We start from the raw sequence: 15,232 nt of genomic DNA, 5'->3' as shown, positions 1-15,232 counted from the left end.
AGACCGAACAGACCGAGGAGTCAGTCATGGCCGTCACCACCACCGCCCGCCGTAGCGCCGCGTTCCTGCTGGGTGCTTCGCTGCTGGTCCTGGGCGCCACCGCCTGCGGCCCGTCCGACAGCGGGGTGTCCACCGAGGCGAAGCCGAGCGCTCCGGCGTCCGCCGCCGCCAGTGCCGGTGCCGGTGCCGGTGCCGCCGAGTCGAAGCCGGCCGCGGCCGCCGCCAAGGTGGGCGACACGATCGCGCTGAAGGGCATCGAGAAGAGCAACACCGCCGACGTCACCCTGGTGAAGGTGGTCGACAACGCGGAGGGGGAGGACGAGTTCACCAAGCCGGCCGACGGCAAGCGCTTCGTCGCGGTGCAGTTCCGGATCAAGGCGACCGGCAGCAAGGCGTACAGCGACGCCCCGATGAACAGCGCCAAGCTGCTGGACGCGCAGGGCCAGGCGTTCGGCACCGCGATCGCGGACACCAAGGCGGGCCCGTCGTTCCAGGTCCCGGCGAACATCGCCCCGGGGGAGAGCGTGCTCGGCTTCCTCACCTTCGAGGTGCCGAAGGACGCGGTGCTCGCCAAGGCCCAGTTCAGCCTGGACAGCGGCATCGCCGACCAGACCGGCCAGTGGAAGCTCGGCTGACCCACCGGCACGCGGGGCCGTACAGCGAGGCCCGTACAGCAAGGCCCGCACAGCGGGGCCCCGCACAGCAGGGCCCGTACAGACGCGACGGCGGCCTCCGGCCCGAGGGCCCGAGACCGCCGAGGAGCGCGGGGTGGCGTCAGCGCTTGGCGCCCGCCAGGTCGTCGAACATGGTGGTGAGGAACTCCGTGCACCAGGCGAGGAGTTCACGCCCGACCAGCGGCTTGCCGCCGATCCGCCCGCCGCTGGCGGGCTTGGGCACCAGCAGCTGCTGCGCGGCGGACTTGATCTGGGTGCGCGGGTAGAGCCGGTTCAGCCGCAGCTCCTGCGACTCGCGCAGCTCGACCGGCCCGAAGCGGACGAAGTTGCCCTGCAGGGTGATGTCGCCGATCCCGCAGCGCCGCGCGTACAGCCGCAGGGCGGCGACCAGCAGCAGGTTCTCCACCGGCTCGGGCAGCTTGCCGTAGCGGTCGGTGAGCTCCTCGCGGACCTGGACGATGTCCTGCTCGGAGTTGACCGCCGCGATCGAGCGGTACGCCTGGAGCCGCAGCCGCTCCCCCGGCGCGTAGTCGTGCGGCACGTGGGCGTCGACCGGCAGCTCGATCTTCACCTCCAGCGGCTCCTCCTCCGGCTCGCCGCCGCCGGCCTCCAGCGACTCGCGGAACTCGGCGACCGCCTCGCCGACCATCCGCATGTAGAGGTCGAAGCCGACGCCCGCGATGTGGCCGGACTGCTCGCCGCCGAGCAGGTTGCCGGCGCCGCGGATCTCCAGGTCCTTCATGGCGACGTACATGCCGGCGCCCATCTCGGTGTGCTGGGCGATGGTGGCGAGACGCTCGTGCGCGGTCTCGGTGAGCGGCTTCTCCGGCGGGTAGAGCATGTACGCGTAGCCGCGTTCGCGACCGCGGCCGACCCGGCCGCGCAGCTGGTGCAGCTGGGAGAGGCCGAAGGTGTCGCCGCGCTCGACGATCAGGGTGTTGGCGTTGGAGATGTCGATGCCGGATTCGACGATCGTGGTGGAGACCAGGACGTCGAACTCCTTCTCCCAGAAGTCGACGACGACCTTCTCCAGCTGGGTCTCCCCCATCTGTCCGTGCGCGGTGGCGACCCGCGCCTCGGGGACGAGGTCCTTGAGCCGCGCCGCCGCCTTGTCGATCGACTCGACCCGGTTGTGGATGTAGAACACCTGGCCCTCGCGCAGGAGTTCACGCCGGATGGCGGCGGCGATCTGCTTCTCGTCGTACGGGCCGACGAAGGTCAGCACCGGGTGCCGCTCCTCCGGCGGGGTGGTGATGGTGGACATCTCGCGGATGCCGGTGACCGCCATCTCCAGGGTGCGCGGGATCGGGGTGGCGGACATGGTGAGCACGTCGACGTTGGCGCGCAGCTTCTTCAGCTGCTCCTTGTGCTCGACGCCGAAGCGCTGCTCCTCGTCGACGATGACCAGGCCGAGGTCCTTGAACCGGGTCTCGGAGGAGAACAGCCGGTGGGTGCCGATGACCACGTCCACGGAGCCCTCGAAGAGGCCCTCCAGCACGGCCTTCGCCTCGGCGTCGGTCTGGAACCGGGACAGCGCCTTCACGTTGACCGGGAAGTTGGCGTACCGCTCGGCGAAGGTGGAGAAGTGCTGCTGCACCAGCAGCGTGGTCGGCACCAGGACGGCGACCTGCTTGCCGTCCTGCACGGCCTTGAAGGCCGCCCGGACGGCGATCTCGGTCTTGCCGTAGCCGACGTCGCCGCAGATCAGCCGGTCCATCGGGACGGACTTCTCCATGTCCGCCTTGACCTCGGCGATGGTGGTCAGCTGGTCGGGCGTCTCCGCGTACGGGAAGGCGTCCTCCAGCTCGCGCTGCCAGGGGGTGTCCGGGCCGAAGGTGTGGCCGGGCGCGGCCATCCGGGCCGAGTACAGCTTGATCAGGTCGGCGGCGATCTCCTTGACCGCCCTCTTCGCGCGCTGCTTGGTCTTCGCCCAGTCCGCGCCGCCGAGGCGGTGCAGGGTGGGCGCCTCGCCGCCGACGTACTTGGTGACCTGGTCGAGCTGGTCGGTCGGCACGAACAGCCGGTCGCCGGGGTGGCCGCGCTTGGCGGGCGCGTACTCCAGCACCAGGTACTCGCGGGTGGCGCCCTGCACGGTGCGCTGCACCATCTCCACGTACCGGCCGACGCCGTGCTGCTCGTGGACGACGAAGTCGCCGGCCGCGAGGGCGAGCGGGTCGATCGCGTTGCGGCGGCGGGACGGCATCCGGCGCATGTCCTTGGTGGAGGACCTCTGGCCGGACAGGTCGGTCTCGGTGATGACGGTCAGCTTGAGCGTCTCGTCGACGAAGCCGTGCTCGATGGAGCCGCAGGAGACGTGGACGACGTCCCGGGTCGGGGCGTCGGCGAGGTCGGCGACCAGCCGGGCCGGGATGCCCTCGTTGCCGAGCACCTCGGCGAGCCGGGACGCCGGGCCGTGGCCCTCGGTCACCATCACGACCCGCCAGTCGGCGTTCAGCCGCTCCTTGGCGTCGGCGATGGCGCGCGCGGTGTCGCCCCGGTACGCCTCCACCGCGTGCATGCCCAGGGTGAGCGTGTCGGCGTCGAACTCCAGCATCTCGCTCACGCTGGAGTCACTGGTCGCGAACGGGCTGACCGACCACCAGGGCAGGCCGATGTCGGCGGCGTGCTCGCGCACCGAGGCCAGCGGCCAGAGCGAGGCGGCCGAGACGTCGATCATCTCGATGTCGATCGGCCGGTCGGCGCCGGCCGCCGCGGCCACCCAGGAGGCCTGCAGGAACTCCTGGCTGGTGGCCACCAGGTCGGCCGCCCGGGTGCGGACCCGCTCCGGGTCGCAGACCACCGCGACCGAGCCCTTGGGCAGCACGTCCAGCAGCAGCTCCATGTCGTCGACCAGGACCGGGGCCAGCGACTCCATGCCCTCGACGGCGATGCCCTGGGCGATCTTGTCGAGGATCTCGGCCAGTTCCGGGTGGTCCTGCGCCAGCTCGGCCGCCCGCGCGCGGACCTCGTCGGTCAGCAGCAGTTCGCGGCAGGGCGGCGCCCACAGGCCGTGCTCGGCGATCTCCAGCGAGCGCTGGTCGGCCACCTTGAAGTAGCGGATCTCCTCGACGTCGTCGCCCCAGAACTCCACCCGCAGCGGGTGCTCCTCGGTCGGCGGGAAGACGTCCAGGATGCCGCCGCGCACCGCGAACTCGCCGCGCTTCTCGACCAGTTCCACCCGGGAGTAGGCGGCCGCCGCGAGCTTGCGGGCCACCTCGCCGAGGTCGTGCTGCTCACCGCGCTGCAGCGCCACCGGCTCCAGCTCGGCCAGGCCCTTGACCTGCGGCTGCAGCACGCTGCGCACCGGCGCCACCACGACCTGGACGGGCCCGGCCGCCGGGTCGTCGGCACGCGGGTGGACGATCCGGCGCAGCACGGCGAGCCGCCGGCCGACGGTGTCGGAGCGCGGGGAGAGCCGCTCGTGCGGCAGGGTCTCCCAGGCCGGGAACTCGGCGACCGCGTCGGGCGGCAGCAGCGAGCGCAGGGACGCCGCCAGGTCCTCGGCCTCCCGGCCGGTGGCGGTCACCGCGAGCACCGGCCGGCCGAGCTCCCCGCTCCTGGCGGCGAGCGAGCGGGCCAGCGCGGCGATCGCGAACGGCCTGGCGGCGGGCGGGCCGACCAGGTCGAGGTGCTGCCTGTGTCCCGTGGCGGCCGCCTCGATCGCCTCGGCGAGAGCGGCGTCGCGTACGACGACATCGAGCAGTCCGGACAGGCTCATACGTCAAGTTCTCCACGGCCGGAGTGGCCCGGCGGCGACGGCCGGCCGGGCAGCGCGAACGGCCCGGCACGCGGTGCGCCCCGGGGGTTCCCAGCCTACGCCGCACGACCGGTGCGTACGCGGCGCGGCGGCACCGGCGGCGCCCGTCGATGCCCGCCGGGTGGCGGGGTGTCCGGTCAGGCCAACACCAGAGATCATGAATCGGACATACTCCTGTCACTGTCCGTCCATGGTCGCCGCGCAAGATGGTCTCAGCGCACGCCGCACCCAACCGTGGGGGATGGCTGTGGCAGCGCGAGTCGCACCCCCGATGGGGGTCGGGTGTGCGAGGCCGGGCGACCCTGGGTGGGGGCGCCCGTGCCACCTTCGCCGGGACCGCGGCGCCCACTGCACGGGCGCCGCAGGTCTCGGCGCCGCTGTCTGCGGCCCCGGTCGGCCCCGGGAGGCCCCGGTCCGACCCACTTCGCCGGAAGCCGCCCGCGCGGCGCGGCGCCTCCGTACCCTCATGTGAAGAAGGTGTGGGGACACCGTTCGCGATGCAGGGGGTACTTCGGTCATGCGCGTCGTCATCGCAGGTCAGGGCTATGTCGGGCTTCCGCTGGCGGTACGCGCCGCGGAAGTCGGCCACCAGGTCGTCGGGTACGACGTGGACGAGCGACGGATCAAGCGGCTCGCCGTCGGCGAGTCCTACGTGGAGGACATCCCGGGTGAGCGGCTGCGCCCGCTGCTGGACGGCGGCGCCTACCTGCCGTCCGCCGAGCCCGGCGACGTCGCCGGGTTCGACATCGCGGTGATCACCGTGCCGACGCCGCTGCGCGACGGGGCACCCGACCTCTCGTACATCGAGTCCTCGGCCCGGCTGCTCGCCCGGCACCTGCGGCCCGGCGCCACCGTGGTGCTGGAGTCCACCACCTACCCGGGGACGACCGAGGAACTGCTCGCCCCGCTGCTGGAAGAGGGCTCCGGGCTCACCGCCGGCCGCGACTTCCACCTCGGCTACAGCCCCGAGCGGATCGACCCGGGCAACCCGCAGTGGAAGCTGGAGAACACCCCGAAGGTCGTCTCCGGCACCACCCCCGAGGGGCTCGCCGCCGTGGACGGCTTCTACGGGCAGCTGGTCGAGCGGACCGTGCCGGTCTCCTCCTGCAAGGAGGCCGAGCTGACCAAGCTGCTGGAGAACACCTTCCGGCACGTGAACATCGCCCTCGTCAACGAGCTCGCCATGTTCGCCCACGACCTCGGCATCGACGTGTGGGAGGCGATCGACGCCGCGTCCACCAAGCCGTTCGGCTTCCTGCGCTTCACCCCCGGCCCGGGCGTCGGCGGGCACTGCCTGCCGATCGACCCCTCGTACCTCTCCTGGCGGGTGGAGCGGGCGCTCGGCCGGTCCTTCCGCTTCGTGGAGCTCGCCAACGACGTCAACAACCACATGCCGGACTACGTGGTCCGCCGGCTGTCGGAGGCGCTCAACGAGCGGCGCCTGTCGGTCAACGGCTCGCGGGTGCTGGTGCTCGGCCTGGCGTACAAGAAGAACACCGGCGACGCCCGGGAGACCCCGGCCGCCCGGATCGTCGAGCTGCTCACCCGGATGGGCGCCGACGTCCGCGCCGCCGACCCGCACGTGGTCGCGGGCGTCCACGTCGCCGAGCCGGCCATCCCCGGCCAGCGCAGCGTCGACCACCACGAAGGCGGTCCGCTCGCCTCGGTCCGCCGGGTCGACGCCACGCCGGAGGAGCTGGCCGCCGCCGACGCGGTGGTGCTGCTCGCCGACCACGACGAGTTCGACTACGACGCGGTGGTCGCGCACTCGCGGTACGTCCTCGACTGCCGCCGCCGGGTCACCGGGGCGGCGGTCGAAGTGCTCTGATCAGCCCCTGACGACTACCGCCGCGTGATGCGGTGGGCGTCCTCGTCGTACTCGGAGCCGTCGTCGACGATCACGATCTTCGGGACGATCGCCGTCCGGGCCTGGGCGGTCGGCGGTTCGACGACCGGCTTCGCCCAGGGGGCGGGCGGCGGGGGCGGGGTGCCCGGGGCGATCGCGGGCTTCGGCGGGGCGGCGGACGGCGCGGCAGCGGCCGGCCCGTCCTCCTCGTCGGCGCCCGCCGACCCGGTGTCCGCCGCCCCGGTGTCCGCAGCGTCTGCGGCGGCTGCGGCGTCCGCGGCGGGCTCCGGGGCACCGACCGCGGAGCCGGTCAGCTCGGCGAGGTTCTTCTTGATGTGGTCGAGGTGCTCCTGCACCTTGTCCAGCCGCGCGCCGAAATCGCGCTGCTCGCGCTCGCTCTCCGCCTTGATCCGCTCCGCCTCGCGCCGCGCCCGGGCGACCACCTCGTCCGCCTCGGCCTGCGCCTGCGTGTCGATCCGCCGGACCTCGTCGAGCATCGCCTCGCGGTGCTGCTCCGCCTCCCTGACCTTCCGGTCCGAGCTGGCGGTGATCGCGGCCTCGGCGGCGTCGCCCTCGGCCTCCTTGGCGGCGGCCTCCTCGTCGGCCCTGCGGCGCCTGTCGGCGAGTGCCATCTCGGCGCTCTCCTCGGCCTCCGCGGCCGCGAGCCGGATCTTCGCGGCCTCCGAGGTCGCGGCGTCCCGCAGCGAGCGGGCCTCCCGGTCGGCCTCGGCACGGATCCGCTCGGCCTCGGCGCGGCTGCGGTCGTCCGTCCGGCGGGCCGCCTCGTCGGCCTCCTCGCGGGTGGCCCGGGCGAAGGCCTTCGCCGCCTCCCCCGCGGCCTGCCCGGCGTCGTAGGCGGCGTCGCGGGCGTCCTCGGCGGCCCTCTCGGCGGCGGTGCGCACCGCCAGCGCCTCGGCCTGGGCGGTCCTCATCAGGCCGGCGGCCTGCTCGGAGAGCACGCCGAAGTCGGGGTCCGGCGCGTCCTCGGCGGCCTGCCGGACGTCGGCGAGCCGCTTCTCCATTTCCCGGATGCCGGCGCCGAGGACGCTCAGCCGGTCCCAGGCCTCATCACGTTCACCGCTGAGCGCCTCCAGGGCGCGGTCGACCTGGTCGGGCGCGTAACCGCGGCGGGCAACGCTGAAGCCGTTCTGGGAGACGGCGTCACTCATCGGCTCTTCCCCTCGTACGCGCGGGGTCCGGGGCCCCTCGTCCGGTGATCAGATCGGATGAATTGCTCCATCCTCTTGACCTATTTTGCGCAGATAACGCACCAAACCAAACAGCATCCCGCCACGACGCACGCGAAGGGGCCGTGCCGACCACCGGGACGGCCCCCTTTCGCGAGTTCATGACGGGACGTCACATCAACCCGTCCCACATCTGTTCCAGCAGCACGCCCCACCACGACTCCGGGGTGTGCACGGCCGCCGCATCGACCGCCATCAGCTGGGCCTGCAGGTCGGTCGTCCAGCGCCCAGCCTGCTCCGGGGTGAGCCCGAAGCGCAGCCGCCACATCCGGCCGAGCACCGCGAGGCTGCGGACGAACTCCGGCACCCCGCTGTTCACGAAGCGCGGCGGCTCGCCGGCCCGCTCCAGGTCCACCGCGACCACCGCCGCCGTGCCGTACTGCACGCACAGCTGCCGGCCGTAGTCGTTGCCCAGGACCAGGTAGCCGCCGAAGTCCGGACCGCCCGGCAACCCGCGCTCGGCGGCCAGCTCGGCCAGCGTCGGGATCGGCCGGCCCTCCTGGGCCTGCGCCCAGAAGAACGGCGGGAACTCGCGGGGCAGGCCCGCCCACATCAGCGTCTGGGCGACCACCTCCGGCACGCCCTGCCGGGCCACCGCGCGCTGCTCGAACCGGAACACCGACAGGCCGAACTCCTGCCCGAGCTCCGCCGCCAGCTGCTGCGGCGGCACCGGCGGCATCGGCGGGACCGTCCCGGGTGCGGGCAGCGGCACCCGGACGGCGCGCGGCCGCTGCGGGGCGGACGCCAGCTGGTGCAGCTGGTCCAGGTGGTCGTGCAGCAGCGCCATGCCGGACTGCCGGCCCGCGACGTCCTTGCCGTACGGCACGGTGTGGCTGATGCGCACGTTCGGCCAGGACGCCTGCACCATCCGGGCGCAGTAGCCGCCCGGCAGGTCGCACAGCTCCAGGTCGGTGTGCAGCTCCAGCACCTGGTCCGGCGGGACGTTCAGCCGCCGCATCTCGTGCAGCGCCTTCCACTCCGGGTGCGGGGTGCCCGGCTCACTGCGCATGATCACGGTCTGCTCGGAGCCGTCCGGACCCCGGTAGCTGACCACCGCCTGGGTGCCGGGGCCGATCGCGGGCACGCCGGACGGCAGCACCGGCGCGGCCGGAGCCGGAGCGGGGGGCGGCGCGGCCTGCGCCGGCGGCGCGCCCATCGGAACGCCCGCCGCCGGGAAGCCGTACCCGGCCGGCGCGCCCGGACCCGGTGGCGGGAACGGGCCGCCGGGCGGGAACGGCGCGGCGTGGCCGCCGGGGCCGCCGGGGCCGAACGGCGCGCCACCGGGCGCACCCGGAGCACCGGGGGCACCGGGCGCGAACGGACCCGAGGCGGGCAGGTCCAGGGCCGGCGCGAGCTGGGTGGCCTGGTGGGCGACGTTGGCCGCGTCCGGGCCGGGGGCGGCCGGGGCGGGCGGCGCGGCACCCTCCCCCCGCAGGGCGCCGGGCGGCGGGGGCGGCGGGACACCCGGGCCGCCACGGCCGGTGCCCGAGCCCGCCGGGCCACCGGCACCGCCGAGCAGCTCGCCCGGCGGCGGGGGCGGCGGCGCGGTCGGCGCGGTACGGCCGGCCACGCCGTGGGCGGGGCCGGCTGCCGGGTTGAGCAGGGCGGCGGGCGGCGGGGGCGGCGGGACACCCGGGCCGCCACGGCCGGCACCGGCCGGTCCGGGCTGCGCGGGCGCCGCCGGAGGCATGCCGGGGGCGCCGGGCAGGCCCATCAGGCCGGGCGGGCCGTCGGTGGCCAGCACGGTCGGCGCGTAGTCGATCGACGGACCGCCCGCGCCCGGCGGCGGACCGTCCGGGGCGGCGAGCATCGTCGCCGCGTGCTCGTTCCCGCCGCCGGGCGGCGCGAACGGGGGCACGGGCGTGCCTGGCACCGGCGTCCCGCCGGGCGGCGCGAACGGCGGGGTCGGCGTCCCACCCGGGGGCGTGAACGGCGGCACCGCGGCGCCGGGACCGGGCGGCGCGAACGGGGGCACGGGCGTGCCCGGCACCGGCGCCCCGCCGGGCGGCGCGAACGGCGGGGTCGGCGTGCCGCCCGGGGGCGTGAACGGCGGCACCGCGGCGCCGACCGGGCCGGCCGCGCCGACCGGGAGCGGCGGCACCTCGGGCATCCGGACGGTGGCGTCCTCCGCGCCGTGCGCCGGTCCGGGGACGACGGCGGGCGGGGCGAGCATCGTGGGGGCGTCGCCGGCGGGGCGGCCGGACTCGGGCGGGGTGGTCAGCCGGGCCGGGCCGTCGCCGCCCTCGCCCAGGCGCGCGGACTCCGCCGCGATCGCGGCCTCGCCCGCCTCCTGGAGCCACTGCGGCGGGCTGAGCAGGAAGGAGGTCGCCTCGATCGCGCCGCGCACCGGCTTGGCCGCGCCGGCCGGGTTGGGCTCGACCCGGGTGCCGTACAGCTCCTCGAACTGCCGGACCACCTCGTTGACGGGCAGCGCGGGCCAGAGCGTGCTGGCGCCGCTGTCCCGGGCGATCACCAGCCGCAGCTCACCGGGGCCCGGCTGCCCGGCCGTCCCCTCCGGTCCGTCGTGCCCGGCCCGCCCGGCCTCGCGGGCGACCGCCCAGCACACGAAGCCCAGGTCGAACTCCCGCACCCGGACCTCGCGCTGCTGGGAGCGCGGCACCCCGGCGTTGATCCAGTCCTCGGCGATCTCCTGCGCCTGCGCGTACGTCGTCGTCACGAACGCCACACCCCTTCGTTCTGCCAACAGCCGGTGCGTTGCGCCGGGCTCAGTCCACCGGGACGGCGCGGGCGAACCCGCCGTCCACCATCAGCTCCGCCACCGTCTCCAGTTCGGGCGGGCTGCCCGCGAGCCGGAGCAGGAACTCGTCGATCCCGTCGCCGCAGGGCAGCAGCAGCCGCTCCACCCGTGCCTCGGCCGACGCGTCGGCCCCGTTGTCGCGCGCGTCGTCGTACGGGCAGAACCACACCGAGCCGGTCCGCTCGCCGCGCACCTTGAGCGCCAGCAGGCCGCCCTGGACGTAGGCGATGCCCAGGTAGTCCTTGGTGAGGTGGTCGCGCAGGCACTTGTTGGCGTACACCAGGTCGTGGACGCCGTACTCCTCGCTGAGCGTCAGGAACGGCTGGTCGAGCAGCAGGCCGAGCTCGACGTCCAGTGCCACGCCCACCGGGGCGCGGCCGCCGGCCAGCTTGAGGAAGTCGCGGTACGCGGGCGGCAGCGGGTGGCCCAGGCGCTGCTCGGCGCGCTGGACCAGGTCCTCGGTGACGGCGATCGGGTCGCCGCCGTCCTTGGCCAGGCCGAAGTGCGCGGGGCGCTGCTCCTGCAACGGGCGGGTGCCGCGCCGGCCGTGGTCGGCGCTGGACCGGGCCAGGCCGCCGTGGTGCCGCAGCAGCGCCTTCACCTCGACCGGGATCAGCTCCATCCGCCGCCAGCCGGGGGCGGCCCGGCCGACCGCGTGGTGCCACGTCCAGCCGGGCGGGGTGGCGACGGCGCTCTCCACGTCCGCCCACAGCTGGTGGCCCTGGGTGTAGAGCGCGGCGTTCGCCGAGACGTAGTCGGTGAGCCGGAGTTCGTCCACGCCGAAGCCCTGCGGCGGGTCGGCGACCTCGGCGGCGGCCGCCGCGTAGGAGGCGAAGTCGGGGAAGCCGTACTCGTCGATCCGGACGCCCGCCGGGTGCAGCCCGCTGCGCACCGGGTCGGGGAACCGGACCACCTGACCCGCGTACGCCGAGTTGGGCACGGCGGCAGCGGTGCCGGGCCGACCTGTCGTCATCTGGGTTCCCCCACTGGCAGAAGGCGATTACCTCGACCACCAGCCTAGGGGACACGAACAGCGGATTCGCCAGGGGCTCGGAACGCAGGTGCCTTCGGGGGCTCGGGGTCGGCCGCGCCGTTCCCCGAGCCCTCGTCCCCCTAGCCGTTCGCCTTGAGCGCCGCGGTCAGCGTCTCCGCGACGCGGGTCTGCTGGCCCTCGGTGATCTGCGGGAAGAGCGGCAGGGTGAGGATCTCCGCCGCGGCCCGTTCGGTGGCCGGGAAGGCGCCCTCGCCGTGCCCGAGTCCGCGGAACGCGGGCTGCAGGTGGACCGGCACCGGGTAGTGCACGCCCGCGCCGATCCCGGCCGCGTGCAGCGCGGCGAGGACCGCGTCGCGGCCGCGCTCGACCCGCACCGCGTACAGGTGCCAGACGTGCTCGTTGCCGGGCAGGACGCGCGGCGTGGTGATGCCCTCCAGCCCGGCCAGCAGCTTGTCGTAGCGCTCGGCGGCGGCCCGGCGGGCCTCGTTCCAGCCGGGCAGCCGGCGCAGCTTGGCCCGCAGCACGACGGCCTGCAGGGTGTCCATCCGGGAGTTGAAGCCGAAGCGCTCGTGGACGTACTTGCGGCCGGAGCCGTGGTCGCCGATCAGCCGGACGGCGGTGGCGAGTTCGGCGTCGTCGGTGACGACCGCGCCGGCGTCGCCGTAGGCGCCGAGGTTCTTGCCGGGGTAGAAGCTGGTGGCGGAGATCCGGCCCCAGGAGCCGGAGACCCGGCCGTCCTGCCGGGCGCCCTGCGACTGGGCGCCGTCCTCGATCACCGGGCGGCCGCCGGCGGCCCGGAGCAGCTCGGCCATCGGCGCGAGCTGGCCGTTCAGGTGGACCGGCATCAGCGCGACGGCGTCGTCCACCACGTCGGCGACCCGCTCCGGGTCCATCAGCAGGTGGTCCTCGTCCACGTCGACCAGGACCGGCCGCAGCCCGGCCCGGACGACCGCCTCGGCGGTGGCGACGAAGGTGTTGGCGGGCAGCACCACGCCGCCGCCCCCGGGCAGGTCGAGGGCGCGCAGGGCGAGCTCCAGCGCGTCCGTGCCGTTGGCGGTGCCGATCGCGTGCCGGACGCCGGAGAACTCGGCGTACTCCTGCTCGAACGCGGTCACGTCCGGGCCCTTGATGTACGCGCCGCTCGCCAGGACCCGGTCGAAGCCCTCGCGGACCTCGGCGGCGATCTCGGCGTGCGCGGCGTGCAGGTCGACGAGCGGGATGTCGGTCATGCGCTGGGCTCCTCCGGTAGGACCGGCACTGGATCGCCGGGTTCGGGCTCGACGTGCAGGGGCAGGGCGCCGCCTTCCAGGCAGGCCCCGGTGGCGGTGGACCACTTCCAGTGGTGGCGCGGGCACTCGACCACCCCGTCGGCGATCACCGCGTGGCTGAGGTCCTCGCCGGCGTGCGGGCACCAGCGCTGCAGCCGCAGCCCGTCGCGGCTGATCGTCTCGCCGCCGCGGCCGGACCGCTCGCGCGCCAACTGGCGGGTCTGGGCCGGCCGGTGGCCGTAGCGCAGCAGGCCGAGCAGGGTCAGGTCGAAGACGTCCGGGTCGCGGTGCAGGCCGAGCCGCATCGAGAGCAGCGCCTCCTCCCAGCCGGCCCGGCCGTCCAGCACCGCGCGCAGGGCGCGCGGCGGGATCCGGATCGTGTACGCCGGGTCGACCGGCGGGTCCTCCAGGTCGACCCGCTCGGCCAGTTCGCCCAGGGTCAGCCCCCACGCGGCGCCGTCGGCCTCGACCCGGATCCCGGTGCGGTAGTCGGCGAGCAGCGGCCGGTTGAGCCGCTGCAGCCGGGTGAAGTACGCGGCGACCTCGTCCGCCCCCACCGGCGCGCACGGCTCGGTGTGCCACGCCTGCCATTCGCTCCGGCGGCGCTCCCGGTACGCGGCCAGGTAGCCGGCCGGATCGGTGGCCCAGCTCCCGGGCGGCGAGGGGGCGTCCACCCGGTCCCCGGGCGCGGTGCGGACCACCCTGGTCTCCGGGCAGGCCGCGGCGAAGGCGTCCGCGACGTCCTCCCACTGGGGGAAGATGGTCGCCGCCCGGTCGTTGAACCGGTCCAGCTCCGGGTCGAGGAAGCACGCCGGCCCGGCCGACGGCAGGTACGTCCGGGCGCCGGTCAGCTTGACCTTGCGGGCCAGGGTGTCCAGCAGGTCGGCGCGGACCGCCGCCGTCTTGGCGGCCATCACCTCCGCCGGGTAGTCGTACGCGTTCGGGTACCACATGGCCCCCGAGTACTGGGCGGCCAGCAGGTCGACGTCGGACGGCAGCTCGGACATCGGGGTGTTGCAGTCGTTCAGGTCCAGGAAGCGGTAGCCGCCCAGGTCGAGCAGCAGCCCGCTGTCCTCCTTGTGGCTGGTGTCCAGCAGCATGGTCGCCACGAGGTCCGGCCCGAGCCGGTGCGCCTCGCGGTGGCCCAGCCGCACCTGCCGCTCGAAGCCCAGCGCCCGCAGCCGCCGGGCCGGCTCCCGGCTGCGGAAGTCCGGCACCAGCACGGTGACGTCCCGGGAGAGCAGGGCGAGCAGCCGGGCGTCGAAGTGGTCCTCGTGGGTGTGCGACACGTACAGGTAGTCGTAGGACCCGGCCACCACCTCGGGCAGCAGCTCCCGGTTGTCCGGGTACGGGAACCACGCCTCCAGGAACGCCGGGTGGAACCACGGGTCGATCAGGACGCGCACACCGGCGTGCTCGACCACGAAGCCGGCGTGCCCGAGGTGCCGGATCGACGTCACCCGAGGGACTCCCGCAGCGCCCGGACCACCCGGTCCTGCTGCTCCTCGGTCAGCGAGTGGTACAGCGGCAGGACCAGCGACCGCTCGGTCAGCAGCTCGGTCGCCGGCAGCGGCACCCGGGCACTGCCCTTGTACGGCAGCTCCAGGTGCGCCGCCATGATGCCGCGCCGCGCGGACACGCCGCGCTGCGCCAGCCCGGCCAGCACCTCGGTGCGCTCCGGCGCGCCCTCGGGCAGCAGCAGCCAGCAGGACTGGAAGTTGCCCGTCCCGTGCTCGGGCTCCGCCACCAGCCCGGACGCCAGGTCGCCCAGCAGCTCCCGGTACCGGGCCGCCAGCTCCCGGCGGCGGGCGACCATCGCGGGCAGCTTGCCCAGCTGCACCAGGCCCACCGCCGCCTGGATGTCGGTCATCCGGTGGTTGAAGCCGATCTCGTCGTACGTCTCCACCAGACTCGCCCCGCCACCCGCCGAGGCGTGCCGGTCGGCGGCCGAGACGCTCATCCCGTGCTCGCGCAGCCGGCGCAGCCGGGCGGCGAGCTCGCCGTCCTGGCAGGTCACCATGCCGCCCTCGCCGGTGGTCAGCAGCTTGCGCGGGTGGAAGGAGTACGCGGCGATCTCCGCGGTGGCGCCCGCCGGACGGCCGCGGTACGTGGAGCCGGCCGCGCACGCGGCGTCCTCGACCACGGTGATGCCGCGGGGCTCGACCAGCGCCCGGATCGCGTCCAGGTCCACCGGGACGCCGCCCTGGTCGACCACCACCACCGCCCTGGTCCGCTCCGTCAGCAGCGGCGCGACCGTCTCCGGCGTCAGGTTGCCGGTCGCCGCGTCCACGTCCGCGAACACCGGCGTCCCGCCGACGTAGGTGACGGCGTTCGCCGTCGCGATGAACGACAGCGACGGCACCACCACCTCGTCGCCCGGGCCCACCCCGGCACCGACCATCGCCAGGTGCAGCGCCGTCGTGCACGACGACACGGCCACCGCGTGCGGCACGCCCAGGTGCTCGGCGAAGGCGCGCTCGAACTCCGCGACCCGCGGCCCCTGCGCCACCCACCCCGACCGCACGGCCTCGGCCGCGGCCGCGGCCTCCTCCTCGCCGAGCCAAGGAATCATCACGGGAATCGTCTGCATGTACGGAACTCCTGGCAGGGGCGCGGATCGGAGGGTACGGCGCCGTTGATCGCCCTCACCCGGGTGAGTTGCACGTGCCGCGATCTGACTGGGTGGTG

9 protein-coding genes are annotated in these 15,232 nt (G+C 74.8%); 2 read left to right on the top strand and 7 right to left on the bottom strand.

All coding sequences use genetic code 11. From position 1 onward, the window contains the following. Positions 1-26 precede the first annotated feature (26 nt). Positions 27-635 carry a DUF4352 domain-containing protein gene (locus ABEB06_RS22680; RefSeq protein WP_345698716.1) on the top strand — a complete coding sequence of 203 codons (609 nt, stop codon included), beginning with the start codon at positions 27-29 and terminating at the stop codon, positions 633-635. Positions 636-774: 139 nt separating this feature from the next. On the opposite strand, the gene mfd is transcribed toward ABEB06_RS22680, so the two are convergent. Further along, on the bottom strand, positions 775-4,392 hold the full coding sequence (gene mfd, locus ABEB06_RS22675) for a transcription-repair coupling factor (RefSeq protein WP_345698715.1): 3,618 nt from the start codon (positions 4,390-4,392) through the stop codon (positions 775-777). A 556-nt stretch (positions 4,393-4,948) separates the two neighbouring features. Between mfd and ABEB06_RS22670 the strand changes: the two genes are divergently transcribed. Further along, positions 4,949-6,259 (top strand): nucleotide sugar dehydrogenase, encoded by a 1,311-nt coding sequence (locus ABEB06_RS22670; protein ID WP_345698714.1) that lies wholly within the window; start codon positions 4,949-4,951, stop codon positions 6,257-6,259. Positions 6,260-6,273: 14 nt separating this feature from the next. On the opposite strand, the gene ABEB06_RS22665 is transcribed toward ABEB06_RS22670, so the two are convergent. From ABEB06_RS22665 to ABEB06_RS22640, 6 genes are all read right to left on the bottom strand, one after another. After that, complete coding sequence (locus tag ABEB06_RS22665) at positions 6,274-7,446, bottom strand: coiled-coil domain-containing protein (RefSeq protein ID WP_345698713.1); 1,173 nt, start codon at positions 7,444-7,446, stop codon at positions 6,274-6,276. Positions 7,447-7,636: 190 nt separating this feature from the next. Next, the gene (locus ABEB06_RS22660) at positions 7,637-10,201 is read right to left on the bottom strand and encodes an SUKH-4 family immunity protein (RefSeq protein WP_345698712.1); all 2,565 of its coding nucleotides are present in this window, start codon (positions 10,199-10,201) and stop codon (positions 7,637-7,639) included. 49 nt (positions 10,202-10,250) lie between these two features. Continuing rightward, complete coding sequence (locus ABEB06_RS22655; RefSeq protein ID WP_345698711.1) at positions 10,251-11,255, bottom strand: SMI1/KNR4 family protein; 1,005 nt, start codon at positions 11,253-11,255, stop codon at positions 10,251-10,253. Positions 11,256-11,395: 140 nt separating this feature from the next. Beyond that, the gene (locus ABEB06_RS22650) at positions 11,396-12,505 is read right to left on the bottom strand and encodes a DegT/DnrJ/EryC1/StrS family aminotransferase (RefSeq protein WP_345698710.1); all 1,110 of its coding nucleotides are present in this window, start codon (positions 12,503-12,505) and stop codon (positions 11,396-11,398) included. Then, positions 12,502-14,004 carry an MBL fold metallo-hydrolase gene (locus ABEB06_RS22645; RefSeq protein WP_345698709.1) on the bottom strand — a complete coding sequence of 501 codons (1,503 nt, stop codon included), beginning with the start codon at positions 14,002-14,004 and terminating at the stop codon, positions 12,502-12,504. Before ABEB06_RS22645 ends, ABEB06_RS22650 begins: the two co-directional genes overlap by 4 nt. Beyond that, positions 14,001-15,134 (bottom strand): DegT/DnrJ/EryC1/StrS family aminotransferase, encoded by a 1,134-nt coding sequence (locus ABEB06_RS22640; RefSeq protein ID WP_345698708.1) that lies wholly within the window; start codon positions 15,132-15,134, stop codon positions 14,001-14,003. The genes ABEB06_RS22645 and ABEB06_RS22640 overlap by 4 nt, the downstream gene beginning before the upstream one ends. Between the last annotated feature and the right edge of the window lie 98 nt (positions 15,135-15,232).

This window comes from Kitasatospora terrestris (genome assembly GCF_039542905.1).
In the GTDB taxonomy this organism is placed as follows: Bacteria; Actinomycetota; Actinomycetes; order Streptomycetales; family Streptomycetaceae; genus Kitasatospora; species Kitasatospora terrestris.
Note: the sequence above shows the minus strand (reverse complement) of the source record. Positions and strands in the feature narration are given on the sequence as shown.

What these genes read in the sequence shown, in the direction of transcription:
- ABEB06_RS22680 (WP_345698716.1), top strand. Translation starts at nt 27, where the DNA reads ATGGCCGTCACCACCACCGCCCGCCGTAGCGCCGCGTTCCTGCTGGGT.
- mfd (WP_345698715.1), bottom strand. Translation starts at nt 4,392, where the DNA reads ATGAGCCTGTCCGGACTGCTCGATGTCGTCGTACGCGACGCCGCTCTC.
- ABEB06_RS22670 (WP_345698714.1), top strand. Translation starts at nt 4,949, where the DNA reads ATGCGCGTCGTCATCGCAGGTCAGGGCTATGTCGGGCTTCCGCTGGCG.
- ABEB06_RS22665 (WP_345698713.1), bottom strand. Translation starts at nt 7,446, where the DNA reads ATGAGTGACGCCGTCTCCCAGAACGGCTTCAGCGTTGCCCGCCGCGGT.
- ABEB06_RS22655 (WP_345698711.1), bottom strand. Translation starts at nt 11,255, where the DNA reads ATGACGACAGGTCGGCCCGGCACCGCTGCCGCCGTGCCCAACTCGGCG.
- ABEB06_RS22650 (WP_345698710.1), bottom strand. Translation starts at nt 12,505, where the DNA reads ATGACCGACATCCCGCTCGTCGACCTGCACGCCGCGCACGCCGAGATC.
- ABEB06_RS22640 (WP_345698708.1), bottom strand. Translation starts at nt 15,134, where the DNA reads ATGCAGACGATTCCCGTGATGATTCCTTGGCTCGGCGAGGAGGAGGCC.